We start from the raw sequence: 26081 nt of genomic DNA, 5'->3' as shown, positions 1-26081 counted from the left end.
TTAGGGCGGGTGGATGGTTAGCAAGTGTTTGTGATTATATCGATGGCTATGGTGGCTTTGTGGCTGCGTCGGTCTACGTTGGGTCCGCGGGCTTGGTACTTGGAGTTCGAGCGTTTGATCATGCGGGTCTTCACCCGGATCCGACGCTCAGGTAGCAGGTGGGCCAGAACCGCACGACCGATGGCGCCGGCCAGGTCGATGACGGTGTCGGCGAGGACGCCGGCGGCGTGGGTGACCTGGTCGCGGGCGGCGTTCAGGGCGGTGGTGAAGCTGGCCCGGTCAGGGCCGGTGCCGGGCCGGCTGTCGGTGGCGTCGGTCATGGCGGTACGCAGGATCTGGTAGACGACCAGCAGGGCGTAGACCTCCTGGTCGATGCCGTCGGGAGTACGCGCGCGCAGGACCCGGCCGCCGAGGATGCTGGATTTGATCTCCAGGTAGGCGGTTTCGACCTCCCACCGGCGGTGGTACAGCTTCATCAGTCCGCCGGCCGGGTGGGTGCGTGGGTCGAGCAGGGTGGTGATCAGCCGGTAGCCGCCCGTGCGGACGCCGTCGATGGTCTGGACGCTGATCTCAGCGTCCACGACCCGCACCCGTACCGTGCCGATGGTCGACAGCCAGGATCCGTCGTGGTACCGGCGGATCACCGGCGGGCGGCGGCCGTTCTTGCAGCGGATCAGCAGGTCGGCCCTGGTGGCGGCGAGTGTCTGGATGAGGTCGGCGGCGGCGTAGTTACGGTCGGCCAACAGCAGCATCCCGGCGGCCAGGGAGCGGGCCTGGTCGAGTTCGCTGGTGCCGAGTGGAGCGAACACGGCGTCGATGATCGAGCGGGTGCCGCAGGTCAGCAGGACACTCAGCCGTAGTGCCGGGTAGCCCGCGCCGCCGTGGTTACCCCGTTGTTTGCGGTAACGGACCCGGACCGCCTCGGCGTCGGCGACCGACATCGTGGTCCCGTCGATCGCTGTCACCAGCAGGCCCCGCCACCGCACGGCGTGCGTCGCCGTGGTGACCGCCGGGCCGCGCAGCAGATCGAACAGGGCCCGCAACGGCGTCGACCCGAGCCGCTGACGTGCCTCCCGTAACGTGCCTGAGGCCGGCTCGGTCAGATCCAGCCCGGTCAGACCGGCGGTCAGTTTCCGCCACACCTGCCCGTAGCCGAGTTCGGCGAACAAGCAGCCTGCGAGGATGAGGTAGACCACGACCCGGGCCGGGAGTAGCCGGATCCGCTGCTGGGTACGACGGGTCGCGGCGAGGACCTCATCGACCATCTCGAAGGGCAGGAACTGGGTCAACTCACCCAGATGACCCGGCGCGAACACACCTGCGGCTACCCGCACCGTCCGGGTTATGGCAATCTGATCGACCAAAGCGGAGTTCCTGGTCTCGAGGCGTCTTGGAGTGACTCACCTCGTTACAGGAACTCCGCTTTCCCATGTCCGACCGACACACCCTTGACCGCCGCCGCAACGGCTTAACCGAGCGGCGTTGCGACTAGTCGGCGCTGGCGCCTGCGAAGCCCGGACGGCATCCTGACACCATGACATCGATCACCGCAAGTGCCTGGATCCGCCGGTACCACTCGGCGGCGGCGGACGCGCCGCGCCTGGTCTGCCTCCCGCATGCCGGCGGCAGCGCCAGCTTCTACTTCCGGCACTCGGCCGTCCTGGCCCCCGCCGTCGCGGTCCTCGCCGTGCAGTATCCCGGCCGCATGGAGCGACACGACGAGCCCTTCGCCGGTTCCGTCGCCGACCTCGCGGACGGAGTCTTCCAGGCGCTCGCCGCACTGCCCGACCTCGGCGACGACGTCTCCCTCTTCGGACACAGCATGGGCGCGACGGTCGCCTTCGAGGTGGTAAGACGACTGGAGGACCGGCTGGGGCTCACTCCTCGCCGGCTCTTCGTCTCCGGCCGCCGCGCTCCGTCCCGGCATCGCGACGAACACGTGCACACCCTCAACGACGACGGCCTCGTCGCCGAACTGACGGCCCTCGACGATTCCGACAGCCGGGTCTTCGCCGATCCGGAGATGCGGTCGCTGCTGCTGCCGGCGATCCGCAACGACTACCGTGCGATCGAGACCTACCGGTGCGCCCCGGACGTCGTGATCTCCGCCCCGGTGACGGTCCTGACCGGCACCGCCGACCCGACGACCACCCCGGACGAGGCCGACGCGTGGCGAGGGCACACCACCGCGGGCGTCACCGTCCACACGATGTCCGGCGGGCACTTCTTCCTCAACGAGCACCGCCCAGCCGTCCTCGACATCGTCACCCGGTCGCTGTCGGCGCGCAGCGGTACGCCCGACCGGTGACCGGAGAGCGGCCGCCCGCTGTACCGCTCATGAGGCGGCTACAACCCGCTGTTCGCGTCCGGCGGGAGCCGGACGGGATATCCCAGCAGGCACAGGGCCCTGCAAGGATCTACCCGAGGCGATCCGTGACCTCGTTGTTGCTCGCCAGTCACCGGCGTCCTCTCTGGCCACGCGATGCCGTGACACAGAGAGGCGCACCGTTGGCTTGGCAGGGCTGGCTGGCATCGGGCGCGTGCGACGCCGATGCTCGCCTTGTCTACGCTAGTAACCGAAGATCATCTTGTAGGCCACCTCGGGCAGGAACTGCCCGGCGCTGGACCCGCCGCCGACTCCGCAGTTGCCGTCGGATTCACCCGGTGTCTTGAGCCACAGCAGCATCTCCGCGCCGCCGCCCATGCGGGTAGGTGTGCCGATCCGGCGACCACCGGGGTTGCACCATTGACCGTTGGAGCCGTTGCCGTTGCGACTGGTGTCGATCACGAACGGCTTGCGGTATCCGAACCTCTGCAGGGCGGAGGCGACCTGATTGCCGTAGTTGGTGTTCTCACCGGTGGTGAAGTAGTTCGATACGTTCAGCGCGAAGCCGCGCGCGTTGGCCACACCGGCCATGTTGAGCCGCTGCGCCATCGTCTGGGCGTCGACCCAGCCAGGATTGCCGGCGTCGATGTAGACCCAGGTGTTGTACGCCCTGGAACGGAATTGGCCGACGGCGCGCGAGAGCATACCCACCCGGTCGTTGATCTGGGCCTGGCTCATGCAGCTGAAGTCGCCCAGGGAGTCCGGTTCGAGGACCACGACGGCAGGACGGCCGCCGATGGCGGAGGCAAATGAGGCGATCCATGAGTCGTAGGTGGCGACGCTGCCGGCGCCGCCACCGGAGTGGACGCCACATGCGTCCCGGCCGGGAAGGTTATAGGCCACCAGCAGCGGAAGCTTGTCGACAGCGTCCGCGGCTCCCACGTAGCCCCCGACCGCGCTCCAGATGTCGCCACTCCAGTTGCCGAACCATCTGGCCATCGACTTCTGCGCGATCTCGGTACGGATGGCGGCGGCGCGTCCGTCGCCCGGGTTGGAGGCCGCCCACCTCGCCGGGCTCGAGTTGGGGTCGACGTAGAAGCCGCTGGTCTGGCTGATCGGATCCGCATGCGCAGCTGGTGCCCCGAGCAGGATCGCGGGAACCGCCAACGCCAGGGCGACGGCAAGCCCCCAAGGGCGGGTACGTCGTGTCATGAACTGGTCTCCTCGCGGGTAGAACTGGAAGCGCTTCCAGCGATGTTCATCCATGTATTGTGGTCGATGGTCGGAGAACATCTGGCAGATGTCAAGGGAGGCTGCCATCGTGACGAGATCACTTCCCAGGGAGTTTCTGGAACCGCTTCCAGACTGTCGAAGACAGCAAGCCATCTCGACGCCGTCGATGCCGGCCGATACGATCGGTCGGCATCGACGGCACCGGCCGGGTAGCTGCTGCCCCGACGTCGGACGGGAAGGACTCGGCATCGTGATGGCAGCACAGCGACCCAGGCGGCAACCGACCCTCGACGAGGTGGCTGAGCGCGCCGGCGTGTCACGGTCCGCCGCATCCCGCGTCATCAACAAGGCGCCATACGTCAGCCGCGCCACCCGCGACGCCGTGGAGCGCGCCATCAAGGAGATGGGCTATCTCCCCAACCGCACCGCCCGTGCCCTGGCCACCCAACGGACGGGGATCGTCGCGCTGGCGGTCTCCCATGACGATCCCGAACTGTTCGCCGACCCGTTCTTTGCCCAAATCATCGTCGGCGTGTCCGCAGCGCTCGAGGAGACCGACCTTCACCTGCTGCTGTGCCTTGCCAGCTCCGGGCGGGGCCGGTCCCGGTTGACCAACCTGCTGCACACGCGCGGCGTCGACGGCATCATGCTGATGGCGCTGCACGGCGACGATCCGCTGACGCACATCGTGCGGCGGGCCGGCCTGCCCGCGGTGTACGGCGGCCGGCCGTTAAACTTCGAACCACAGTGGTACGTCGACTCCGACAACCTCGGCGGCGCCCGACTGGCCACCGAACATCTCATCGGCCTCGGCCGCACCCGGATCGTCACCATAACCGGCCCCAGGTCCACCGATGTCGGCCTCGCTCGCCACCGCGGCTACGAGGAGGCAATGATCATGGCTGGGCTGACCCCGTACGCGGCGGCGGAAGGTGACTTCACCGAGACCGGCGGTGCCGCAGCGATGAGATCACTGCTCGACAGCCACCCCGACCTCGACGCCGTCTTCGCCGCCAGCGACAACGCCGCAGCAGGCGCTCTACGTGTCCTCATCGACGCTGGCCGGTCGGTTCCAGGCGACGTGGCAGTGGTGGGCTTCGACAACCTCGGAATAGCCGAACGAACCGATCCGCCGTTGACCACCGTTCACCAGTCGGTCCAAGCTCTGGGCAAAGAAATGACCCGGATGCTCGTCGAGCTCATCGCGGGGCACGAACCCCTGTCCATCATCCTGCCCACGAAGTTGGTGCTACGCGACTCGGCATGATCAGCGAATCAGGCCAGCCGGTTGGGGCGGCAGGGACTCCGCAGGCAACGGGCTAACACAGTTCACGGGCGGGGGGGCAGGGTTGACGCAACCATGGATGCAGGTGCGGGACAACAAGGGTGCGCGCACGCCCGGCGTGGACGGACGCACCGTCTCCTACATCGAGAACGTGCGAGGCGTCGAGGACTTCCTCGACGAACTACGGTCGCAGGTCAAGGACCGCAGTTTCCGTCCGATCCCGGTGCGCGAGCGCATGATCCCCAAGACGAACGGCAAGCTACGCCGCCTAGCGAGGCGGAAAGGGATAGCGATCGCGGACGAGTGTCTGATCCCCCGTGATTCCAAAACGACCCGAAACCTGGCGGATGTGGGTCGATGCAGTGCTGGGCGGGCTCCAGTCGGTGGCCCGCCCGCTTCCTGGCCGTCCAGTCCGCGCGGTAAGGGAGACCACGAGGGAAGGCCTGCGGCGTACTCGTGGTGATGTTACCGGGGAGAAGCTCGATCCCGACCCACCCAACGGTGGCCGGTGAACGTGGGAAGCGTCTGGGCGCTGCCCACCCTCCCGGCATCCTGCCGGGCGGCGGGCAGGCGCGCCGTCAGCTGACGGCGCCCAGACGCGGCAGAGCTCTTGTAGTAGTCCGAGCACGGGAGAGCCGCGTACATGGCGAAGGAGAGCAGCAGGTTTGTGGCGAGGACTGTTCGGGAGTAGGTCGACGGTGAATACCGTCGCGCCGTGGCTGACCTTCCGTGAATCGGAGGCCCGGGTACTTCATGTCCAGACCAAGCTGCACAAATGGACAACAACCGATCCGAGCAGGCAGTTCCACGATCTGTTCAACCTCGTCGCCGACCTCGCCACCCTGCGGCTGGCATGGCTGCGAGTACGAACGAATCGGGGAGCCCCCAGCGCCGGGTCGATGGGGTCAGCTGCTCGCATGTAGAGCAGCAGGTCGGTGAGGAGCCGTTCCTCCGGCAACTTCGCGACCAGCTCAAACAGGGAGCCCGACCAGGTGGTGCAGATGGCGCTCAAGCTGGTGCTGGAACCGATTTTCGAGCCGGATCAGTACCGGTCCAGTTACGCCTACCGACCAGGACGCGGTAGCCGAGATAGTGCACTGAGCTGATCTCAACGACTTTGCGGTAGGTATTTGTATTCGAAGTGGGTCAGGTGTAGTGCTGCGGTGACGATGTCGCCGATTCTGCGTGGGCTGGCGGTGGTGTGACGGAGCGTCCTCCAGCGTCCGATCAGGATGGCGAAGCCGCGTTCGCCCTGCCAGCGCAGGCTGCGTAGCAGCCGGTTGTAGAAGCGGTTGTCGGGGGCGAGCTGGCTGCCGTCGGTGTTTTGCTTGACCGGGGTCTTGATGCCCTGGCCTGCGCCTTCGTAGCCGGAGTCGGCCAGGGTGGGCAGGTCCAGTTCGGTGGCGGCCCAGTTCAGGGCTGCGGTGACACCGAGGGTCTGGGCGCAGGTCAGGTCGTGCAGGTGTCCGGGCATCGCCGGTGAGGTCCAGATCAACAGTCCGTCCGGGCGGGCGACCGCCTGGATGTTCGCGCCGAAGTCGCGGTGCTTTCCGGAGTACCAGGCGTCGATCGTTTCGCCTTTGACGGACAGGGTGGTCTCGGTGAGCCGGTCGCAGTCGAACAGTTTGCCGTCGAGGATGACGTGGGACCAGCCGTCGTCGGCGACCCGGCGCAGGGCGGTGTGGAGATCCTCGGCCTGTGTGGTGAGGACCGTGATGCCCTCGGCGAGGTACCGGTAGGCGGTCGCCCGTGAGATGCCGAAGCCGGCGCCGAGCAGCGCGACGTCCTCGCCCTTGCGGAACCAGACGAGCACCATCAGCGCCTGGCGGAAGCAGGTCAGGGCACGGGCGCCGGTACGGGTTCCGCGCGTCCGGCGTTCGGCGGCGAGCAGCCGGCTGACGTACTGCACGAGTTCCCTGGGGACGTCGACCAGGGCACGATATGCGATCACGTGGGGTCCTCACCGGTGGGTGATCTTGTGGTGAGAACTACCTACCGAGGGCCCCACGCCCTTCTCCAGCACTGTCCGGCTTCACCGGCTTCGTCCGTGTCGCACCAATCAAACCTTTTGCGTTGCTGAGATCAGCTCACTACATCAACAACGGCTACTCGTGGTTGGTCGAGGGCGACATCGAAGGCTGCTTCGACGAAATTCGGCACAGCGCCGTGATCGAACGCATCCGTCGACGCGTCGCCGATCGCAAGGTGATCAATCTGTGCAAGGTGTTTCTCAAGGCTGGTTTGCTTACCGATCTGGGACGACTCGAACGACGGGTGTCCGGCACGCCGCAGGGTGGTGCAAACAGCCCGCTGTTCGCCAACCTTGGCGTTGTCCGCTCTGGACGAGCCGATCCAGGCAGCCTGGGCGGCAACGTCGAAATACCGCACAGCGCTCCTACCTGCACTCGAAGGGGATCGCCACCTATCGACTCATTTGGTACTCGGATGACTTCGTGGTCATGGTGCATGCAACCCGAGAGCAGACGGAGGCCCTCAAAGCCGACACCGCGAAGATCCTGGATGGTCAGGGACTGCGGCTGTCGGAGGCGAAGACGCACATCACCCACGTGGACAGCGGTTTCGACTTTCTCGGCCTCCGCATCCAGCGTCGGCCGCGTGAAGGCAAGCCCGCCTGCGCCTACACCTTCTGTCGGAGGCTAACTTCGAGGCCACGAAACGCAAGGTCCAGGTCACCCGATATCGCTATCGCGGGTCGAACATCCCCACGCCGTGGGATGCGGCAACTGCATCGGCGTAACTCGCCCATCCGTACACCTGTGGAGAGCCCGGTGCCGGGACGACCGGCACGCTGGGTTCGGGGAGCGGGTTGGGGAAACGGACCGTCTGAGAAGGCGGCACCGCGCCCCGGTCCGACTCCATTCCACCGGCGCTCCTACGGGTTCCGCCCGATGCGCCGGGCTCATGACGCGATCGCCAAGACCCGTCTACTCACGTCCAAGAGCTACGAATGGATCGTGGAAGGCGACATCACGGCGTGCTTCGACGAGATCGACCACACGGCCCTGATGGACCGGGTGCGCGATCGGATCGCGGACAGACGCGTCCTGGCCCTGGTCAAGGCGTTGCTCAAAGCTGGCATCCTCGGTGAGGACGGCCAGCCGCGAGCCACCGACACCGGCACCCCGCGGGGATCGATCCTTTCGCCGCTGCTGAGCAACGTGGCCTTGTCGGTCCTGGACGAGCACTTCGCCCGGATCCCCAGCGGTCCCGCCGACGCGACGGCGGTTGGCAGGTCCTGGGACTTACGCCGGTGATCCTCTCGGGTGGCGTCGGACGAAGTCCCAGACGATGGCGCTGGCGTCCGGGCCGGCGCCATCGGTGAAGAGGCCGTCACCGGCAGGGCCTGGCCAGACGTGCCCCATACTGCGGACGAGGTACGACTCGACGACAGACGTGCCGTCGGGCGTGCTGATGGTGGTGCGCGTGTACGCATGCCTGCCCGGTTCCGCAGGCACCGTCGCCGTCTCTTCGACAAGGTCCAAACTCTCGTTTAGCAGACCGTCGTCAATGAGGTCACTTACCGCGATCCAGTGCTCGACGAGGCGAGTTGCGACGATTGGTGGGACGACGTCATCCTCCTCGCCCTGGATGACGAGCAGCGGCACCTGCCGCGCCCGGTCGCCCATCTGGGACCACGCCTGACGTGCGGTGTAGTCCGGCGGTGTGGCACCGGGGTCGTCCGGGTCCACCTGGTTCAGCCCATACTCGCCACCGGCGACCGACGTCGCGGTCGCGAAGACGTCGGGGTAGGTCGCCGCGAGGATGACGGCGGTCCCCGCCCCGGAGGACGCGCCGGCGACGTGCACGTGGTCCGGATCCGCGTTGTACTCTTCGACCACCTGCCGAGCCACGCCTGCGAGCAGCGCGGGTTCTCCGTCGTAGCGGTGCTGCTCCCGCGGATCAGCCGAGTTCCAGCAGTTGACCGCGTTCCGGAACAGGCGTTGCGTGGGATAGACCACGATGAAGCCCTCGCGGTCGGCCAAATTGTTAAACTGCGTCGTGAACTTCATCGAGTTCCACCCGTACCCGGACATCCCGCACCCGTGAATCGCCATGATCACCGGCAACCGGGTGGTGCCGTCGTACTGTGGCGGTAGGTGGACCTGGTAACGCTGGGAGCCGACGTCGCTTTCGTACTTGTGATTGCGATCTCCCTCCCCCATCCACCATGGCAGGCCGAACTGGAAGACCGCGACACCGACACCGACACCGACCGCGAGCACCAGCGCGACGCAGGAGGCGATCCAGGGCCATCGCCGCCGCCGAAGCCGGTCGGACCGCAGCTGATCGGACTCGAGCGCCTGGTCCAGTGCGGGCATTTCGTGCTCCTTTCGCCAACCGGTGCTCACCTGTTGGTAGTGGCCATGCCGGCAGCACTGGCTGCGACGATCGCCGCCGCGGTGCGCGTCACCGCGATGGCGACCGCCTCGGGTCCCCAATGGCCGCAGGCGATCTCGCTGGCCCGGGTCACCGTCGTCGACGTCCAGGGCAACGGGGGCCGCAGCGAGGGCATGGCGCCGCTGGCGAAGAGCAGCCCGATGATCGCAGCGGTGCGGGGATCGGGAGCTTCGCCGGCCTCCAGGATCCGACGGATCCGCGCTCGCAGCCGCGCCTCGTGCTCCCCGTCGGCCGCGGGCCACCTGGTGGAGCGGAACACGCGCAGCACCCGCGTCTCCTCACGCCGCAGGAGGCCGCGGGCCACGAGCCGGTCGACCACCACCTGCCACAGGTCGGCGCCGAGCGTGACGAGCAACGGCTGCACCCGCTGCGTCTTCTCGGCGATGGTGTCGTAGGCCGACTGCAGCAGCGGGTCGGGCAGCGGACCCTCACCAGCCGGGGTGACCCGCGGGCCGTTCAACCCCCCGGAGTCGTCAGTCTGAATCCGATTGAGCAGCGCGAGCTCGGTGAGCACCGCGCCCCCAAGCGTGTAGTACAGGGTGCCCGCCGACTGGATCGACGCGCCGTCGTCGTCCATTAGGAGCAGCATAAGGTCGTCGACGATGAGTAGGTCGTTACGTGCCGACATCGGCTTTCGCCCATAGGTGTTCCTTCCCTGTCCTCTTTGCGCGTTGTCACTCGCCCGTGCGCTCAGCCGAGAAAGGTGCGCAGGACGGCGTTTACCTCCTCGGCGTGGGTCCAGAGCAGCCCGTGTGGGGCGCCTTCGATCTCGACGTACTCGGCGTCGGGAAGTGCCCGGCGGAACCGCCGGGCGGTGGCGTCGATGGGGAGGATGTTGTCGGCGGTGCCGTGCAGGATCAGGGCCGGTTTGCCACTGGCACGAACCGCCTCGACGTCTTCGCGGAAGTCCTCGATCCAGGAGGACACGACGGCGTAAGCCGCCACCGGCGCGCTGGAGACGGCTACGTTCCAACTACCGGTGACGGTCTCCTGGCTGATCCGGCTGCCGAGGTTCTCGTCGAGGTTGTAGAAGTCCGAGAAGAACTGCATGTACCAGGCGTATCGGTCACCTTTCGCCGCAGCCTCGATCCCGTCAAACACCTTCTGCGGCAAGCCCTCTGGGTTGTCGTCACGGGCGACCAGGAACGGTTCGAGCGAGGCGAGGAACGCCAGCTTCGTCACCCGCTGGTGGCCGTACCGCGAGACGTAGCGGGCCAGCTCACCGGTGCCCATCGAGAAGCCGACCAGGACGACGTCGCGCAGGTCCAGCGTCTCCAACACGGTGTTTAGGTCAGCGGCGAACGTGTCGTAGTCGTAGCCGGAACCAACCTTCGAGGAGCTCCCGAAGCCGCGTCGGTCGTAGGTGATCACCCGGTACCCGGCAGCAAGCAGCTCGCGCGTCTGAAGCTCCCAACTGTGGCCGTTGAGCGGATATCCGTGGATGAGGACAACCGGCTGGCCTGCGCCCTGATCCTCGTAGTACAGCTCGATCGGGGTGCTGTTCTCTTTCCCGACGGTGATGAGACCCATCGTCGTTTCCCTTCTGTCGTCGGATACTTCGTGGTGGCGTCCGCGCTGGAGGTGTTGTTGTGGTGCGGCGCTTGTCCACGGGGCTCCCAGCGGACCATCCGCGCGGCCAACACGATCGCCACCGCCGCCCAGGCCGAGGTCGGAGCCAGTAGGAGCACGGAGTCGGCGAGTGAAACTCCGCTGTTCCAGGCGGGTGCTCGGCCGTGCCCGCTGACGACGTCCGCTGGCCCTCGATGACCTCGAGCATCGAGGTCTTGCCCGCCCTGTTGGTACGGAGGAGGGCGTAGAACTCCCCGCTCGATCTGGAACGCGAGTTTTCTGACGGCGTGGAATTCGCCGTACCTGATGCTCAGCTCGTCGATTTCGATGACGGGTCTGGCTGACATCGCGATTCCTTTCGTCTTGACACCAGGCTCCCGCTACCGTCGACGCCTTCGCGTCGGTACAAGCCCCTTAGCTGTCACCGTCCGAGCAGGCCGCACTCAAGTGCGTGTACATGGCGTTGATGAGCCTGGACCCGACCGGCAACGGCCGCCGCAGGTGGACCATCCCGCACCGACCACAGCATTACCGTCGACTCGGCATAAGGCGTGGCGACGGTCGGGGTGAACGGCAGTACATGGGCTGCGCCGGTCGGGTCTTCAACGGCATCAACACAGTGCACCTGGCCTATGTGCGGGAACGGACCGGCCACGCCCTGATCGCCGCGCGGCAGTGGATCCCCACCGAGCAGATCACCGACCCGGCCACCGCCGCGCGGACGGGGCTGACCCCAGGGCTGGAGTTCCGCACGAAGGGCCAACTCGCGATCGACCTGTGCACCCACGCGTACGCCGACGAGCTGACCTTCGACGTGATCTGCGGTGACGAGGTGTACGGCAACTGCACCGAGCCGCGGGGGTTCCTCGAATCCCGTGGACAGGCGTACGTGCTGCGGGTCGCCTCGACCTTCATGATCCAGATGCCGTCCGGTGACCGGCTGACCAGCGCGCAAGCCGTCACGGAACTGGCGGCGGGGTCCGGCCGCGGCTGGCATGTCCGCTCGGCCGACGCCGGGTCGAAGGGACATCGCTGGTACGCGTGGGCGTGGATCGCCACCGCCTCACCCCGGCACCACCTCCTCGTGCGCCGTCACCTGGCCACCGGGGAACTGGCGATGCACTACTGCCACGTGCCCGAGAGCAGCCGGCGGTCGTGTCGCGGCTGGTCCGCGCCGCCGGCCTGCGGTGGCCGGTCGAGAAATGCTTCGAGTTGGGCAAGGACCACCTCGGCCTGGACCAGTGCCAGGCCCGCACCCTCCACCACCCACAACCACCCGACCACGCCATCGACTGGTTCACCTGGCGACGACGCCACCAGACCCGCACCTGCTGGCACCACCAACTCGCCCGCCTCAACCGCGAATACGCCCTGGTCAACTAGCAACTGGCGGGCTGCCGTAGTAGCCCCTGATGCCTTCGCCGGTCGTCACCGTGCGCGAGGTCGATGGTCGCTGCCCGCGGCGTACCGGGACCAACAACGGCGTCGGCGGACGTGCCGGCCACGGTTGAGACCCCACACTGGCGGCTGCGGTACGCATCGGTGATAATCGCCTACGTTCTAAGTTGGTTGTACGGGTGCCGACGGACTCAGGTGAGAACGAACTGGCGAACCTTCTGGGCCGGCGCGCAGACCGCGTCGCCGTCGAACACCTACTCGCCCAGGCACAGGCCGGACGCAGCGGGGCGCTCGTGGTGCGCGGGGAAGCGGGCATCGGAAAGACCGCGATCCTGGAGCACGCCCGCGATACCGCATCTCCGTCGGGGTTCCGGGTCGAACACTCGGTCGGAGCGGAGTCCGAGAACCAGTTCGCGTTCGCCGGTCTGCACCAGCTGTGCGCGCCGCTGCTGGACCACGCGGATGCGCTGCCCGAGCCGCAGCAGGCTGCCCTCGGCGTAGCGTTCGGCTTACGCGCCGGAGCGGCACCGGACCGATTCCTGGTCGGGCTGGCCACCCTCAACCTGCTGGCCGAGATCGCCGAGGAACAGCCGCTGCTGTGCCTCGTCGACGACGCTCAATGGCTGGACGAGGCCTCCGCGCAGATCCTGGCGTTCGTGGCACGCCGAGTCGCCGCCGAACGAATCGCCTTACTCTTCGCGCTGCGCGATGTCGGCGACAGCGCTGTCACCACGTTCGCCGAGCTGCCGGAGCTACGGCTGGACGGCCTCAACGACACCGACGCCGGAGCGCTGCTGGCCTCCGCCGTCCACGCACCGCTCGACGCTGGAGTACGCGACCGGATCATCGCCGAGGCACGCGGCAACCCGCTGGCGCTGCTGGAGCTGCCCCGCAGTACCCGTCCCACACAGCTGGCCGGCGGGTTCGAGCTGCCCGACACCCTCAGCGTTCCGCACCGCGTCGAGGACGCATTCCGGCGCCGCAGCGGCAGCTTGCCCCCCGACACCCAGCTGCTACTGCTGGTCGCCGCCACCGAGCCAACCGGCGACGTGGCGCTGCTGTGGCGCGCCGCCGCCGAGCTAGGCATCGCCCTCGAAGCGGTCGAGGCAGCCGAAGCCGTCGGGCTACTCGAGATCGATATCCGGGTGCGGTTCTGTCATCCGTTGGCGCGTTCGGCGGTCTACCGGGCCGCCACGCCACCCGACCACCGCCGCGCCCACGGCGCTCTGGCCGCCGCCACCGACCCGCAGACCGACCCGGACCGGCGCGCCTGGCACCGCGCACAATCGATCTTGGGCACCGACGAGGACGCCGCTGCCGAACTTGAGCAATCAGCCGACCGGGCGCGGGCCCGCGGTGGGCTGGCCGCCGCAGCCGCGTTCCTGCAGCACGCGGCAACCCTCACTCCCGATCACGCCACCCGAGCCCGGCGGGCGCTGGAAGCCGCCCGCGCCAAGCACGAAGCCGGCGCCTCCGAAAGCGCGCTGGAACTGCTCACGACGGCGCCACTCGGGCCGCTGGCTCCCCTGCAACGCGCGCATCTCGACCTGCTGCGAGCCCAGATCGTGTTCCACCTGAACCGCGGCACCGAGGTGCCGGACATGCTGATGGATGCTGCCAAGGCGTTCGCCCCGTTGGACGCCGCGTTGTCCCGCGAGACCTACCTACATGCGCTGGACGCGGCGATCATCAATGGCGGGGGCGACGCGGTACGCATCGCCGAAGCGGCCCTGGCCGCCCCGGCGCCCGAGGTGCCGCCGCGACCGGTAGACCTACTCCTCGACGGGCTCGCGACGACCCTGACAAGGGGACATCCGGCAGGAGCGCCCCGGCTGCAGCTCGCACTGGCAGCGTTCCGCGACTGCCCGCAGGCGGAATCTGTGCAGTCCAGCCAGAGCGACCGTTGGCTGTGGCTGGCCGGCCGCAACGCCGTGACGGTCCTCGACGACGAGCTGCTCTATGTGCTGGCCAGCCGCAACGTCCAGCTCGCTCGTGAGGCCGGCGCGCTGGCGACGCTCCCCGCCGCACTGAACTTCCTGTCCATCACGTTGGTCCTGATGGGCGATCTCGCCCACGCTGACGAGCTGGCGGCCGAGGCCACAGTGATCACACAGGCGACCGGGGGCGTGCCGTTGCGCCATGGTCGCGTCATTCTCAACGCCTGGCGTGGCGACCAGGCCGAGACCACCGCGCTCAACGCCATCATAGCCAGCGATGGCACCTACCCCGACGAGGGCGTGGAGGTCTCCCTCGCCCGGTACGCGATGGCGGTGCTCCACAACGGCTTAGGCAACTATTCGGTCGCGCAGGAAGCTGCGGCGAGGGCGTGCAGGTCCGACGAACAGTCGATCAGCAGCGCGGGCCTACCCGAGCTCATCGAGGCTTCTGTCCGTGCCGGCGAACCGGAACGAGCGGCGCTCGCACTGGAGCAGCTCAGTTCACGCGCGGATGCGTACGGCACCTCATGGGCGCTCGGCCTGGCCGCGCGCTCACGAGCGCTGGCCAGCACCGGGCCCGATGCCGAGAAGAACTACCGCGAGGCGATCGAACGGCTCGAAAAGTCCCGGATGGCCAGCGACACGGCTCGTGCTCACCTCGTCTACGGCGAGTGGCTGCGCCGCGAAGGCCGCCGCCAGGACGCGCGCAAGAGACTCCGCACCGCCCACCAACTGCTGTCGGAGATGGGTGTGGAAGCGTTCGCCGAGCGAGCGGCCCGCGAGCTACGCGCCACCGGTGAGCACCCGCGCAAACGCACCACCCAGCCGGCCCACGCCCTCACCACCCACGAGCTGCACATCGCCCGATTGGTCGCCACCGGGGCCACCTCCCGGGAGATTGGCGCACAGTTGTTCCTGAGCCCTCGCACGATCGAAGCCCACCTGCGCAGCATCTTCCGTAAGCTCGGGATCACCTCCCGCCGGCAGCTCAAGGAACTACCGCTGCGCTGACCAGCCGCGCACACCACGGCCAGAAGACCTGGGAAGGCCGGGCAGCCAGGCGTCGGTGCTCGATCCACCAGCTGCGTTCGGCTGCTTTGACAGCGTCCGCCGGGCTAATACGCCGCGCCAGCACGGTGCGACCGATCGGGGCCTCCGCACCTTCCACCGACGCGAACCGTCGCCACGGATGCGAGGCTGGCGATACGCCGATGACCGACGGCGGTTCGGATCGCAAGACCTCATCCCGACATGACCTGGAAACCTGCGACACCATGCCGCACAACCGATTTGGCCGCCGAGTCGCCCTCAGGCCGAACCAGGAGCCAGGGTCGGGTCGCCCGGAGGGATCTCACCTCCGGGCTCCCACGGAACGGAGCGTGACAGTCTCCCGTCACTCCGCTCGTACCACCCTGGCCATCATCAGAGGGTTACGGACCCAGGCCCAGTGCGCGAAGTAGCGCGGGTGTTGCGCGATGATGCGTTCCCACACGACTCGGGCCTTGCGTCGGGGTCGTAGCCGCCGGTACTTCTTGCGGATCCAACGCACCAGGTAGGAGTTGATGCGCGCCAGGAGAGTGTTGAGCTCGGAGCGGTAGAACCGCCCGTAGTAGCTCATCCACCCGCGTACGACGGGGTTGATCATCTCGGCGAGTTCGGCCCAGCTGAGGTCCAACCGGCGGTGGATCTGCCATCGCCGGACGGTACGGCTGAGTCTTTTGAGAGCGTCCTTGCTGACCGCCGGGAGGAACGCGGTGAACACGTCCCCTCGACGATCTTTGGCCCCGCGAGGACGGAACGTGTACCCGAGGAACGTGAACGAGGTGTCCGGATGGGCGCCTCGCCGGTTGGTGTCCTTGCAGTACACGATCCTGGTCTTGTCCGGGTGCAGGCGCAGCCCGACCTCGACCATCCTGTCCTCGATCGCCTGGCGCACCAGGTACGCCTGGCGTTCGCTGGCGCAGTGCACCACCGCGTCGTCGGCGTAGCGTTCGAACGGCACGGACGGGAACGTCCGGGCCATCCAGGTGTCGAACGCGTAGTGCAGGAACAGGTTCGCCAGCACGGGTGAGACCGCGGACCCTTGCGGGGTTCCCCGGTCTCGGGGTTGCAGGCTACCGTCGGGCTGCTGCATCGGGGCGATGAGCCACCGTTTGACGTACAGCAGTACCCACGGCAGGTCGGTGTTCGCCTCCACCGCTTTGATCATGAGGTCGTGGTCGACGCTGTCGAAGAACGCCTGGACGTCCAGATCGACGACCCAGTCGTAGCGCCAGCACCGTTGCCGGCATGCCGCTACCGCGTCCAGCGCCGACCGTCGCGGCCGGTAGCCGTAGGAGTCGGGGTGGAAGATCGGTTCGACCTTCTCCTCGATCCTGCGGGCCACCACGGTCTGCGCCACCCGGTCACCCACAGTGGGCACACCGAGTGTTCTGACCCCACCCTGCGGTTTCGGTATCCGCACCGCTTTCACCGGAGGCGGGAAGTAACTGCCCGAGGACATCCGATTCCAGATCTTGTACAGATTTCCTTTCAGATCCTTCTCGAACTCCCCCAAGCTGACGTCGTCGACTCCGGGTGCTCCCTTGTTCGCCTTGACTCTTTCGTACGCTTCCCAGACTTCCCACTTTGAAATCTCTAACGGTTTCTCTGACAATGTCAGCTCGCTCCTCACAGTTCCTCCCAGACCGTTATGCGTTCTGGTTGACCAGACGAACCAACTGCGGATGGCCCGGCCCCTTCGCTCCACCCCGATTACCAGGGCTTCGTCACTACTACGGGCCGGTCCGCCAGCGCGTCTCGCATCGGTACTCACACCTCGCGGGCACATCCCGCTCGGCTACTCCCTCTCGCCCGGCTACCCGGGGCGGTATCGAGACACGCCTTCCCACGTTCCATGCAGAAGCCGCAGACCAGGCTCATGCCGCCTCCATGCCGAGCACCGCCTGGCCAGTCATCGGGCACCCGCCAGACTCATCCCGCAGCCAACAGCAAGGACCACGGTTCTGATGCCACCTAAAACGTAACGACACGTCAACAGCGGTTCGGTTTCACTCATCTTCCCGGTCCCTACCTGACACCTCTCACGGCGCCTTTTCCACATCGCTCACCACGACGGTCTTCAGCCAACGCAGCATGTGGTGGTTTGAAGCCTCCTCCCGAAAGGCGACTCCGAAGGGCCAAACCTTCATCTCCTGCACAGCATCGATTCCTGACATCGCTCCTACATCGCGATCACCATTCCTCGTTCGTGGCACACGCTATTGCGTAGTCGGATTACTGCTGGTCACGGCGTCGATGAGGTCTGTGGAGCGTCGGTTCGCGCGTCGGGTGGCGCGGGCGATGTTGGGTTCGCCGTTGGCACGGTGGTAGCCAACCGCGGTGTTACGGAGTGTGGCGAAGACGGCGGGACCGTTGCCGGTCCGGGCTCGATGGGCATCCTCACGTAACGTCACGTCGCGGACGTAGTGCAGGCGGTTCTCGATATGCCACTCCGCTCGCGCCCAGGCGCCGAGGTCGGCGGGTTGGGCTGCTCCGGCGGGAAGGGACACGGTCAGATACGCCGTTTCGCGGCTGGTCCTGCCCTTGACCGTGCGGGTCCGGGTGATCCGAACGGCCTGCTGGGCGTGGGGGAAGCCGAGCCCGCCGGGGGTCGCCACGGTGACGGCCTTGACGGTGCGGGTCTCCGTGCGGCCGTGTCCGGTCTCGCGGGTCCGCGCTCCGACCGGGACCTGCGCCCAGGGCAGCGTCTTGAGCTGGGCGAATGTGGTCGGCTGGTTGGCTTTTACCGTGACCATCAGATGTCCGCCGGCGGCGGCCAGGTACTCGGCGTGTCCGGTCTGGGCTTGCAGGGCGTCCGCGACGACCAGGACGTCGGTCAGCGATCCCAGCTGGGCGGCGACCAGGCGTAGCAGGGGCGTGAACGCGGGGATCTCGTTCGATTTCGTGGCGATCTGGACCTGGGCGAGCACGATGCCGGTGCTGGTGTCGTAGGCCGACAGCAGATGGACCTGACGTCCGTCGGGGAGCCGGGCACCGCGTACGACCTTGCCGTCGACGGCGATGACGATGCGCCACCGCCGTCCGGTCCCGCCGTCCGGTGTGGTGCGTGCCCGCAGCCAGCGGGCCAGTACCGCCGACAGCGTTTGCGCGTCGATGCGGATCAACAGTCGCCACACCGTGGTCGCGGCGGGGACCCGGTCGGTGAACCCGAGCCTCGCCCACGCGGCGCGGTCGAGGTCGCGTACCCAGTCGGCGATCGCGGCGAACGTGCACGCCCCGGCCAGCACCGCGCACACCGCGACCGCGAGCACGCTGACCAGGGGGTAGCGGCGGCCACGCGGGTCACGCGGATCGGGAACCGCCCTCAACGCGACGAACAGACTGAGCTGCTCGCTGTCAGTGACCGCTACCGGGAGAGGCGTATCGGTGGGTCGGTGCGGCAGCAGAATCTCGGTGGGTGATGATGGCATCGGCGGGTGCGGTCTTCCTCGGGATCATGCGGCTTCGCAACTTCATGATCACCAACGGGCCGTGCCCGTCCTGCATAGACCCCCGGATTCCTCCCAAACTCCCAGCTCAGCCAGCCCTCAACCGACTACGCAACGGCCCTGAACCAGGAGCGGACGACCATGCCTACCATCAACCATACGATCGACATCGCCGCGCCTGCGGATCCTGTGTGGACGATTCTCACCGAGACCGCTGTTACCCGGAATGGAACCCGTTCATCACGAAGCTTGACGGCAGCCTGACCCGTGGCTCTCATGTGGCGGTCACTATCGCTCTTCCCGGGGCTAAGCCGCGCCGCTTCACTCCCACCGTCACCACCGCCGAGCCCGAGCGGCAGCTCGCGTGGCTCGGCCGTGTGCTCATCCCGGGGATCTTCGACGGCGCGCACTCCTTCGACATCGAACCGCTCACTCCCAAATCGACCCGGTTCACCCAGTCCGAACGCTTCTCTGGATTGTTCGTGATGATGCTGCCCGGCTTGTTGCGCTCGGCCGAGTCAGGCTTCGCTACGATGAACACGGCTCTCGCCGCGCGGGCAGAGGCATGACGGCCGTGTGCGCAGCCCGGCGTCTGGGTGACTCCCGGCAGTGGCTCGCCGACCGCGACGAGCCCGCCGGGTCGGTATGTGAAATGAGCCCCGCCCGGTTCAGCTGCTCCCTGACTGACAGGTAGTCCATCGAATCAGGACGATCCGAGGCCACGGTCAGGCGGTGAGCTCGTTTGTACCAGGAACGCCACGCGAGGCGCTCAGGCCTGTTGCAGCAGCCGGGGGTGGTTAGGTTTTCCCTGAGCCGATATGCCGCCCACTCCCGCCTACAGAGTGTCAGATCATCGGGTTACCGCTGACGGTCGCCTCAGGGGAGGTGAGGTCCTGAATGACATCCCAATGTTCGACGATACGTCCGTTATCGAGCCGGAAGATGTCAACGATGACGACCGGATTCGGCGCCCACCCATGGACGACGCTGTGGGTGAACACGAGGTCACCCTGCGCGGCGATCCGCTTCGGCTCCCATGAGAAGCCCTCCAGGCCCGGCACCACAGCGCGTAGCGTGCCCAGACCATTGGCCAACTGAGGACTGTGCTGGACGTAGGGCTCAGACCAGTACCGGTCGAGCGCCGTGATGTCCTTCTCAACGAAGAGTTCCCGCATGGCGGTCAGTACGATTTCGGTGTTGCGTTGAGCCTGGCCAGTCGCTGTGTTCGCGGCCATGGTCATGCCTCCTCGATAGTCCCGACGAAGTTGTAGAGAGTGCCGCCGACAGTCACATTGGAATACAGCGTCGCGTTGGCGAAGCCCTCGACGTGGGTGACGGTGGCGCCGCTGGCCTCCGTCCACGAATTCAAGTAGACGCCGTCGCGAATCTCCCGCAGGTCGAGCTTCACGGTCTCCGCGTGACCATCGGGCGCAAGCCCGCCACCGCTCTCGACGACGAAGCTTCCCTGTGTCTGCGAATCAAAGGTGAACCGGACCGTCAGTTCACCCAGGTTGAACCGGTAGCTTCTGCCGATAACCTGCTCAGTCATAACATCCTTTCATCTTCAGCCGGTCGGTGTGCACTCTGCAGACCACCTGCTCGCTCCTTGGCTCATGCTGGGAATCGACCGACCGGGTGTCGGGTCATCCAAGCGGGGTCTGACCGCAAGGCCCGGTGTGATCGCAGTACGGCTGCAGGCGGCTCTGCCCGCAGCCACATAGGACGGCCCTGATCTCAGCGCTCGCACCTCGCGATGTGGCCACACTCAACTCACCGCGCACGATCAACTGTCCGGTGGAGTCGCGTGACCCACGTGGGCCGATCAGGGGCCTCCGCCCCGCCGGATACGAGTTCGTACCGCAACGCTCCGGAGGGACAGCGTCGGAGCCCTTCGGCCAAGCGCTCGGCCTCGGCACCGTCGGGCCGGCTCCACGGGCGCTGACCCGGATCAAAGACCTCCGGCAAGCCGCGAACCCACTCGGCAGCGTGCAGGCAACGCCTGGCCTCAAAGGTCACGGTGATCGACTGACCCTCGTACGCCTTCTTCGCGGTTCCGCTGCTCATGTCGCCTCTCCATCGTTGCCGCGCCCTGCTGTTCAGTCGGTGACTCTGCTGCGGGACTGGTACACCAGGTCCTGGTACTCGGGGTGCCGCGCGATCCACCCCGCGAAGAACGGGCAGGTGGCCAGGACCAGCAGGCCTGCGGCGCGGGCCTCGTCGAGGCCGGCGCGGGCAAGGGCCGTCCCCACTCCCCTGCCCTCGTACTCCGGCGGGACCTCGGTGTGCACGAACGCGATGAGTTCCTTGGTCCGGATGTACTGCGCGATACCCGCAACCTTGGACTCTCCCTCGACCCGAGCCTCGTACTGCTTGGCTTCGGGGACATCCTTCACATTAACTACCATGTGTCCTCCATCAGCTCTCATCTCTGATACGGGCGGACCGGCGCGGCGGCCAGGTCAGAGGTCGCTTCCGCCGTCTCCGGCGAGCATCTGTCTCCCAGAGGCGTCATACGGCTCGACCGCCGGCCGTACCACCGGTTGCCGCCAGTCGTGTTCGCAGGGGTAACGCGGCGGTCGTGCGATCACCTTGGTGGTCTTCACCGAGCAGAGGTTCGGTGCCAACGAAACGGGTCGTCCTCCAGGGCGGAGCGGTCCCAGCCCCCGAGGTCTGCGGCGGCCACGTAGGTGCTGCGGAGGAACTCAGCGACCGCGCGGTCCGGATTCGGTGCGGCGCGGGCAGCCTCGTACGGCAGCAGGAACTGCTGGAACTCAGCGCTGAAGTACGCGCCGTCGGGTCCGATCGGCTGCTCGGCGAACCCGTCGGGTGCGGGATAGGCGTACGAGTAGAAGGCGCCTTCCTCACCGCCGCCGGGCCAGAACCCGCAGCTGGACAGCTCGCGGGAGTAGCCCTCGACCATGACCCAGTCTCCGCAGTTCGGCACTCCGCCGGGGTGCGGCGGGGCCGACCGGCCGGAGAAGCGGGTGCAGGCGAGGTCCATCCCGCCCCAGAAGAAGTGCACCGGGCTGACCTTGCCCACGAAATGCGACCGGAACTCGCCGATCACCCGGTTCGCCTGCAACAGCTGCCGCCAGAACAGGGCGGCGGCCTCACCGTCGTAGGAGGCGTGGTGGTGGTCCTCGGCGAACGGGATCGCCGGGTCGACCTCGTTGGGATGCGGCCGGATCGGCGCCTCGATCCCGAGTTCGTCGAGCATGGCCATGACCCGCGAGTAGAACTCGGCGACCGGCATCGGCCGGAGCGGAAGACTCCGCACGCCGCCGTCGCTGGTGCGCACGTCGAGCCGATGGCCGATGAAGTCGAACTCGATCTCAAAGGCTCCCGTGCCGTACGGGATGGCGGACGTCGTCAACCCGCGTGGGCTCACGTACAGGGTCACCTGCCACCAGTGATTGACCAACGGAGCGTGCGCCATGCGGATCTTGCCCACGATCTGGGTCCACATGTGCAGGGTGTCACGCGTGTCGGTCCAGTCCGAGACCCGCAGGCTCGGCCAGCTCGTCGTTGCCGAAATGGTCATCGCTACTCACATCCTTGGCGCTGTCACGAGAGGTGACGGTCGTCGGGTCAGCGGTACTCGGGATTGGCCGTGTCCGGATAGACTCCTGCGTCCCAGACAGTGCGTTGGTTGCCGTAGGCCGGGAACCCGCCGGCACGACGGATCATCGACGCGAGGTGGAGCAGGTTGTAGGTCATGAACGCGGTATTGCGGTTGGTGAAGTCGTTCTCCGGCCCGCCAGAACCCGCGTCGAGGTAGGACGGGCCGGGACCGACCTCGCCGAGCCAACCCGCATCGGCCTGCGGCGGGATGGTGAAGCCGATGTGCTGCAAGCTGTAGAGGATATTCATGGCGCAGTGCTTCAGGCCGTCCTCGTTGCCGGTGAGCAGGCAGCCACCGACCCGCCCGTAGTAGGCGTACTGACCCTGCTCGTTGAGTACACCGGAGTAGCCGTAGAGCCGCTCGATCACCCGGCGGGTCACCGAACTGTTGTCGCCGAGCCAGATCGGACCGGCGATGACCAGGATGTCGGCTGCCAGCACCCGGGTCAGCAACGCGGGCCATTCGTCGGTGTCCCACCCGTACTCGGTCATGTCCGGTCGCACGCCGGTGGCGATGTCGTGGTCGACGGCGCGAATCTGGTCCACGCTGACCCCGTTCGCCGCCATGATCGCCACACTGCGGTCGATCAACCCCTGGGTGTGGCTCCGGCCGGGGGAACGGTTGAGGGTGCAGTTGATATACATCGCATGCAGCCCGGTAAAGTCGGGCTTCTCGATGATCCTCGCGGTCATGATGTCCTTCCTGGTCGCAATTGAGCAATGACATCGATGACCGCGAGCCGGACCCCGTCGCCAGGGTCGGGGTCCGGGATCATCATCTCCGGATCTACGAGATAGACTTCGTGACCGTTCAGGCGGAGCCGACGCGCGACTTCCAGGAGCATTCGTCGGGACACGTCGTCGATAGAGTGCACCAGGGAGACGTCGAGGACCACTCGGGGCTCCGAAGGCGCGCTCTCCACGACCTCGCGCACGATCCGTTCTGCTCCCGCAAAGTGGATTCCGCCCTGCAGCCGGAGAACCCGGGTCGCGTCCGCTCCGTCACCCCGTACCCGATTGGAACGCACGACCGCGCGCGCCGCAGGCGGGACCTCCATCACATGCAGTCCCATGTCTGCCGAGAACCGCTCGAACAGCGACACTCCGCGAACACTGTTGCCGTGCCTGTCCAGTCGTGGCGAGAAAGTGGCTATGCCGAGCTGACCGGGGAGTGCACCGATCAGTCCCCCGGCCACACCGCTCTTCGCTGGAATGCCGACCTGCGTGGCCCAGTCGCCGGCGGCGTCGTACATCCCGCAGGTGGCCATGACGCTCAGGACCTGACGCACCACCGCCCCGTCCACCACCTGCTCGTCCGACAGGGGATTCACCCCGCGGTTGGCCAGCGTCGCCGCCATCATCGCCAGATCCCGGGTGGTCACGAGGACCGAGCACTGACGGATGTAGCCATCGACGACGGCCCTGGGGTCCTCGGTGAGGATGCCGTGGCTGCGGAGCATGTACGCGATGGCAAGGTTGCGGTGCGCGTTCTCCATCTCGGATGCGCACACCGTCTCGTCGACTGTCAGCTGACGGCCAGCGAACGCCGAAAGCCCCTGGACGACGCGGTCGACCCGCTCGACGGGCGTCACGTTTTCCGGACCGGTAAGTGAGTGAGCGGTGATCGCGCCGGCGTTGATCATCGGATTACGAGGGCGCCCCGTGTCGTTCTCCAAGGAGATCTCGTTGAACGCCTCCCCGGATGGCTCGACCCCGACCTTGGCGAGCACTCGATCAAAGCCGCGATCGGAGAGCGCCATCGCGTACACGAAAGGCTTCGAGATCGACTGGATCGTGAACGCGACGTCAGGGTCGCCGGCACCATGGACCGTGCCGTCGACCGTGGCGAAGACCGCTGCCAGACGCTCAGGATCAGCCGCCGCGAGCTCGGGGATGTACCCCGCCGGCTCCCCGGAGGTGTCCGATTCGACATCTGCGAGTACGTCAGTCAGATAGTCGGGAACGACTGACCGCATCTGTCCTCCTCAGGTTCTCGCGGAAGCTGTTTGCAGGGCCGCGCCCGAACGGCCCGGCAGGCTGTGGTGAGGGTTCGCAGCTCGGCGGCCTCGACATTCGCTCCGAACGCAGCAGTCCCGGGCTCGACGCGGGCACCGGCCGAGAGGGAGCCGATCGCCACGGCGTCGAATCCGAACGCGTTGATGAGTTGTGACACCACAGCCACGTCCTCGGGAGAGTCTCCGGCGACCGCGATCGCCTTGCGCCCGGACCGCCCTGCGGGACGAGCCTCCTCTTCGAGGTCGTGATAGCCCATGTGGTTCAGCGCCTTGACGACCCGCGCGCCCGGCAGGAACCGCTGCACGGCATCGCTCGATGACACGCCGGGCGGGACGATCGTGTCGCGGAGGCCGTCAGACTCCCACCAGTGGTTCATCGCATCCACGACGAGCTTCCCCTTCAATTCGTCTACCGGGAGGTTGCGGTGCCTGCTGAATGGGAGTGCGAGGATCACCACGTCCGCGGTCGCCGCGACCTCGGTCGGCCACCCGGCAGTGGCGCCGGGTGTCAGCACCTCGGTGGTCAGTGCGATCCTCTCAGGATCTCCGGAGCCGGCTATGAGGACGCGATAGCCGGCGGCGACGGCCAGACGGGCCAGGACGGTGCCGACCTTCCCGGCACCCAGAATACCGACGGTTGTGACACGAGAAGTCATCGTGCAACCCGCGCCGTGGCTGCGGACTGCTCAGCCAGAAGCTCACGCACCCGCGGAATGACCTGCGTGCCGTACAGCTCGACCGACCGCATCCGCGCCGCGGCGGAGACTGTCCCCGCGGCGGAGTAGATCATGTCGAAACGGCCCACGTCCAACATCCGGACCGCGCGGGCGATCTTCGCCGCGACGGTCTCGACCGACCCGACGTACAGCGAGCCGTGCGCCACGTCGGCATCGAACTCCCGCCGCTGGAGCGGCGGCCAACCGCGCAACGTGCCGATCCGATCGCGGATCTCCCGGTATCCGGGGTAGAACAGCTCCTTGGCCTCCTCGTCGGTCGCGGCGACGAAGCCAGGCGAGTGCACCCCGACCGGCGCAGCGGTCGTGCCGAGCTGCTGGTGCGCCCGTCGATACAGGTCCACGTACGCAGCAAAGCGATCGGGTACGCCACCGATGATGGCGAGCATGAGCCGGAATCCGTAGCGCGCGGTGCGGAGCACCGACTGCGGCGTACCGCCCACTCCCACCCAGGTGCTCAGACGTCCCGATTCCGTCTTCGGATAGACGTCCGCGTTCTGCAGGGCGGCGCGAGTGGTGCCTTCCCAGGTCACCGGCTTCTCGTCCAGCAGTCGGTGAAACAGGTCGATCTTCTCCTCGAACAGCACCTCGTAGTCCTTCAGGTCGTACCCAAACAACGGGAACGACTCGGTGAACGACCCTCGCCCGAGGATCACCTCGGCGCGACCGCTGGATAGCGCATCGATCGTGGCGAAGCGCTGGAACACCCGCACCGGATCATCCGAGGACAGCACCGTCACTCCCGACGCGAGCCGGATCCGCTGCGTGGCGGTCGCGATGCCGGCGAGCACAGTCTCCGGACTGGAGATCGCGTACTCCGGCCGGTGGTGCTCGCCCAATGCGACCACGTCGATGCCGATCTGGTCGGCCAGGACGGCCTCGGCCACTGCCGCGCGGATCGCCTTCGCGTGCGAGACGATTTCCCCCCGGTCATCATGAGGGCGGTCACCGAAACTGTCGATACCGAACTCGATCTGCGATGCATCCACCGTGGGTGACTCCTTCAATGTCTCGGCTGCCTCCGACATCTGGTCCAGATGTGGTGATGCTCAGC

General features: G+C 67.0%; 25 protein-coding genes. 7 read left to right on the top strand and 18 right to left on the bottom strand.

Translation table 11 applies throughout. The features are described from left to right. Nucleotides 1–17: 17 nt before the first annotated feature. Nucleotides 18–1334, bottom strand: a complete 1317-nt coding sequence (locus O7553_RS10900) for an IS4 family transposase (protein ID WP_281554680.1) — start codon at nt 1332–1334, stop codon at nt 18–20. Between the two features lie 200 nt (nt 1335–1534). Here O7553_RS10900 and O7553_RS10895 point away from each other — a divergent pair, with 200 nt between their 5' ends. Continuing rightward, nucleotides 1535–2308, top strand: a complete 774-nt coding sequence (locus tag O7553_RS10895) for an alpha/beta fold hydrolase (RefSeq protein WP_281554679.1) — start codon at nt 1535–1537, stop codon at nt 2306–2308. A gap of 261 nt (nt 2309–2569) precedes the next feature. Here O7553_RS10895 and O7553_RS10890 read toward each other — a convergent pair whose 3' ends face one another. Next, nucleotides 2570–3619: a glycoside hydrolase family 6 protein gene (locus O7553_RS10890; protein WP_281554678.1), complete on the bottom strand. Its 1050-nt coding sequence runs from the start codon at nt 3617–3619 to the stop codon at nt 2570–2572. A gap of 193 nt (nt 3620–3812) precedes the next feature. Between O7553_RS10890 and O7553_RS10885 the strand changes: the two genes are divergently transcribed. Together O7553_RS10885 and O7553_RS10880 are read left to right on the top strand one after the other, a co-directional pair. Beyond that, a complete protein-coding gene (locus O7553_RS10885; protein WP_281554677.1) occupies nt 3813–4826 on the top strand; it encodes a LacI family DNA-binding transcriptional regulator in 1014 nt (337 codons plus the stop codon). A 716-nt stretch (nt 4827–5542) separates the two neighbouring features. Then, a complete protein-coding gene (locus O7553_RS10880) occupies nt 5543–5767 on the top strand; it encodes a hypothetical protein (protein WP_281554676.1) in 225 nt (74 codons plus the stop codon). Between the two features lie 185 nt (nt 5768–5952). Here O7553_RS10880 and O7553_RS10875 read toward each other — a convergent pair whose 3' ends face one another. Together O7553_RS10875 and O7553_RS10870 are read right to left on the bottom strand one after the other, a co-directional pair. Then, nucleotides 5953–6795, bottom strand: a complete 843-nt coding sequence (locus O7553_RS10875) for a transposase family protein (RefSeq protein ID WP_281554675.1) — start codon at nt 6793–6795, stop codon at nt 5953–5955. Nucleotides 6796–6926: 131 nt separating this feature from the next. Further along, nucleotides 6927–7232 (bottom strand): hypothetical protein, encoded by a 306-nt coding sequence (locus O7553_RS10870; protein WP_281554674.1) that lies wholly within the window; start codon nt 7230–7232, stop codon nt 6927–6929. 71 nt (nt 7233–7303) lie between these two features. Here O7553_RS10870 and O7553_RS10865 point away from each other — a divergent pair, with 71 nt between their 5' ends. Next, a complete protein-coding gene (locus O7553_RS10865) occupies nt 7304–8119 on the top strand; it encodes a reverse transcriptase domain-containing protein (RefSeq protein WP_348651203.1) in 816 nt (271 codons plus the stop codon). On the opposite strand, the gene O7553_RS10860 is transcribed toward O7553_RS10865, so the two are convergent. The 3 genes from O7553_RS10860 to O7553_RS10850 all read right to left on the bottom strand — a co-directional run bounded on the left by O7553_RS10860 (nt 8108) and on the right by O7553_RS10850 (nt 10793). Continuing rightward, nucleotides 8108–9184, bottom strand: coding sequence for a PHB depolymerase family esterase (locus tag O7553_RS10860; RefSeq protein WP_281554673.1), 1077 nt, complete (start codon nt 9182–9184; stop codon nt 8108–8110). The genes O7553_RS10865 and O7553_RS10860 overlap by 12 nt on opposite strands. Before the next feature lie 26 nt (nt 9185–9210). Further along, the gene (locus O7553_RS10855) at nt 9211–9852 is read right to left on the bottom strand and encodes a GPP34 family phosphoprotein (RefSeq protein ID WP_281555567.1); all 642 of its coding nucleotides are present in this window, start codon (nt 9850–9852) and stop codon (nt 9211–9213) included. A 101-nt stretch (nt 9853–9953) separates the two neighbouring features. Then, complete coding sequence (locus tag O7553_RS10850) at nt 9954–10793, bottom strand: alpha/beta hydrolase (RefSeq protein WP_281554672.1); 840 nt, start codon at nt 10791–10793, stop codon at nt 9954–9956. 505 nt (nt 10794–11298) lie between these two features. Here O7553_RS10850 and O7553_RS10845 point away from each other — a divergent pair. Then, nucleotides 11299–12378: a transposase gene (locus tag O7553_RS10845; RefSeq protein WP_281554671.1), complete on the top strand. Its 1080-nt coding sequence runs from the start codon at nt 11299–11301 to the stop codon at nt 12376–12378. A gap of 31 nt (nt 12379–12409) precedes the next feature. Continuing rightward, nucleotides 12410–15178: a LuxR family transcriptional regulator gene (locus O7553_RS10840; protein ID WP_281554670.1), complete on the top strand. Its 2769-nt coding sequence runs from the start codon at nt 12410–12412 to the stop codon at nt 15176–15178. A gap of 382 nt (nt 15179–15560) precedes the next feature. Here the strand turns inward: O7553_RS10840 and ltrA are convergent, their stop codons facing one another. Together ltrA and O7553_RS10830 are read right to left on the bottom strand one after the other, a co-directional pair. Beyond that, nucleotides 15561–16997 carry a group II intron reverse transcriptase/maturase gene (gene ltrA, locus O7553_RS10835; protein ID WP_281551635.1) on the bottom strand — a complete coding sequence of 479 codons (1437 nt, stop codon included), beginning with the start codon at nt 16995–16997 and terminating at the stop codon, nt 15561–15563. A gap of 430 nt (nt 16998–17427) precedes the next feature. Then, nucleotides 17428–18639: an ISAs1 family transposase gene (locus tag O7553_RS10830; RefSeq protein WP_281554669.1), complete on the bottom strand. Its 1212-nt coding sequence runs from the start codon at nt 18637–18639 to the stop codon at nt 17428–17430. Between the two features lie 209 nt (nt 18640–18848). Here O7553_RS10830 and O7553_RS10825 point away from each other — a divergent pair, with 209 nt between their 5' ends. Continuing rightward, the gene (locus tag O7553_RS10825) at nt 18849–19226 is read left to right on the top strand and encodes an SRPBCC domain-containing protein (RefSeq protein ID WP_281554668.1); all 378 of its coding nucleotides are present in this window, start codon (nt 18849–18851) and stop codon (nt 19224–19226) included. A 276-nt stretch (nt 19227–19502) separates the two neighbouring features. Here the strand turns inward: O7553_RS10825 and O7553_RS10820 are convergent, their stop codons facing one another. From O7553_RS10820 to O7553_RS10780, 9 genes are all read right to left on the bottom strand, one after another. Further along, the gene (locus tag O7553_RS10820; protein WP_281554667.1) at nt 19503–19892 is read right to left on the bottom strand and encodes a nuclear transport factor 2 family protein; all 390 of its coding nucleotides are present in this window, start codon (nt 19890–19892) and stop codon (nt 19503–19505) included. Nucleotides 19893–19894: 2 nt separating this feature from the next. Continuing rightward, a complete protein-coding gene (locus O7553_RS10815) occupies nt 19895–20206 on the bottom strand; it encodes a hypothetical protein (RefSeq protein WP_281554666.1) in 312 nt (103 codons plus the stop codon). Between the two features lie 221 nt (nt 20207–20427). Next, nucleotides 20428–20721: a (4Fe-4S)-binding protein gene (locus tag O7553_RS10810; RefSeq protein WP_281554665.1), complete on the bottom strand. Its 294-nt coding sequence runs from the start codon at nt 20719–20721 to the stop codon at nt 20428–20430. A 32-nt stretch (nt 20722–20753) separates the two neighbouring features. Beyond that, on the bottom strand, nt 20754–21050 hold the full coding sequence (locus O7553_RS10805; protein ID WP_281554664.1) for a GNAT family N-acetyltransferase: 297 nt from the start codon (nt 21048–21050) through the stop codon (nt 20754–20756). A 206-nt stretch (nt 21051–21256) separates the two neighbouring features. Further along, nucleotides 21257–22198, bottom strand: coding sequence for a DUF5996 family protein (locus O7553_RS10800; protein WP_281554663.1), 942 nt, complete (start codon nt 22196–22198; stop codon nt 21257–21259). 47 nt (nt 22199–22245) lie between these two features. Then, complete coding sequence (locus O7553_RS10795; RefSeq protein ID WP_281554662.1) at nt 22246–22971, bottom strand: flavodoxin family protein; 726 nt, start codon at nt 22969–22971, stop codon at nt 22246–22248. Further along, nucleotides 22968–24254, bottom strand: coding sequence for a glutaminase (locus tag O7553_RS10790; protein ID WP_281554661.1), 1287 nt, complete (start codon nt 24252–24254; stop codon nt 22968–22970). The genes O7553_RS10795 and O7553_RS10790 overlap by 4 nt, the downstream gene beginning before the upstream one ends. Further along, nucleotides 24227–24949, bottom strand: coding sequence for an NADPH-dependent F420 reductase (locus tag O7553_RS10785; RefSeq protein ID WP_281554660.1), 723 nt, complete (start codon nt 24947–24949; stop codon nt 24227–24229). Before O7553_RS10785 ends, O7553_RS10790 begins: the two co-directional genes overlap by 28 nt. Further along, on the bottom strand, nt 24946–26055 hold the full coding sequence (locus O7553_RS10780) for an LLM class flavin-dependent oxidoreductase (protein ID WP_281554659.1): 1110 nt from the start codon (nt 26053–26055) through the stop codon (nt 24946–24948). Before O7553_RS10780 ends, O7553_RS10785 begins: the two co-directional genes overlap by 4 nt. Between the last annotated feature and the right edge of the window lie 26 nt (nt 26056–26081).

The sequence above is a fragment of the Solwaraspora sp. WMMA2059 genome (assembly GCF_027497315.1).
Classification (GTDB): Bacteria; Actinomycetota; Actinomycetes; order Mycobacteriales; family Micromonosporaceae; genus Micromonospora_E.
This window is presented reverse-complemented; position numbering and strand designations above follow the sequence as displayed.

Bases quoted from the DNA above. Each gene is read 5' to 3' on its own strand.
- O7553_RS10895 (WP_281554679.1), top strand. From the start codon at position 1,535: ATGACATCGATCACCGCAAGTGCCTGGATCCGCCGGTACCACTCGGCG.
- O7553_RS10890 (WP_281554678.1), bottom strand. From the start codon at position 3,619: ATGTTCTCCGACCATCGACCACAATACATGGATGAACATCGCTGGAAG.
- O7553_RS10885 (WP_281554677.1), top strand. From the start codon at position 3,813: ATGGCAGCACAGCGACCCAGGCGGCAACCGACCCTCGACGAGGTGGCT.
- O7553_RS10865 (WP_348651203.1), top strand. From the start codon at position 7,304: ATGGTGCATGCAACCCGAGAGCAGACGGAGGCCCTCAAAGCCGACACC.
- O7553_RS10860 (WP_281554673.1), bottom strand. From the start codon at position 9,184: ATGCCCGCACTGGACCAGGCGCTCGAGTCCGATCAGCTGCGGTCCGAC.
- O7553_RS10855 (WP_281555567.1), bottom strand. From the start codon at position 9,852: ATGCTGCTCCTAATGGACGACGACGGCGCGTCGATCCAGTCGGCGGGC.
- O7553_RS10850 (WP_281554672.1), bottom strand. From the start codon at position 10,793: ATGGGTCTCATCACCGTCGGGAAAGAGAACAGCACCCCGATCGAGCTG.
- O7553_RS10845 (WP_281554671.1), top strand. From the start codon at position 11,299: ATGAGCCTGGACCCGACCGGCAACGGCCGCCGCAGGTGGACCATCCCG.
- ltrA (WP_281551635.1), bottom strand. From the start codon at position 16,997: ATGTGCCCGCGAGGTGTGAGTACCGATGCGAGACGCGCTGGCGGACCG.
- O7553_RS10830 (WP_281554669.1), bottom strand. From the start codon at position 18,639: ATGCCATCATCACCCACCGAGATTCTGCTGCCGCACCGACCCACCGAT.
- O7553_RS10820 (WP_281554667.1), bottom strand. From the start codon at position 19,892: ATGGCCGCGAACACAGCGACTGGCCAGGCTCAACGCAACACCGAAATC.
- O7553_RS10815 (WP_281554666.1), bottom strand. From the start codon at position 20,206: ATGACTGAGCAGGTTATCGGCAGAAGCTACCGGTTCAACCTGGGTGAA.
- O7553_RS10810 (WP_281554665.1), bottom strand. From the start codon at position 20,721: ATGAGCAGCGGAACCGCGAAGAAGGCGTACGAGGGTCAGTCGATCACC.
- O7553_RS10800 (WP_281554663.1), bottom strand. From the start codon at position 22,198: ATGACCATTTCGGCAACGACGAGCTGGCCGAGCCTGCGGGTCTCGGAC.
- O7553_RS10795 (WP_281554662.1), bottom strand. From the start codon at position 22,971: ATGACCGCGAGGATCATCGAGAAGCCCGACTTTACCGGGCTGCATGCG.
- O7553_RS10790 (WP_281554661.1), bottom strand. From the start codon at position 24,254: ATGCGGTCAGTCGTTCCCGACTATCTGACTGACGTACTCGCAGATGTC.
- O7553_RS10785 (WP_281554660.1), bottom strand. From the start codon at position 24,949: ATGACTTCTCGTGTCACAACCGTCGGTATTCTGGGTGCCGGGAAGGTC.
- O7553_RS10780 (WP_281554659.1), bottom strand. From the start codon at position 26,055: ATGTCGGAGGCAGCCGAGACATTGAAGGAGTCACCCACGGTGGATGCA.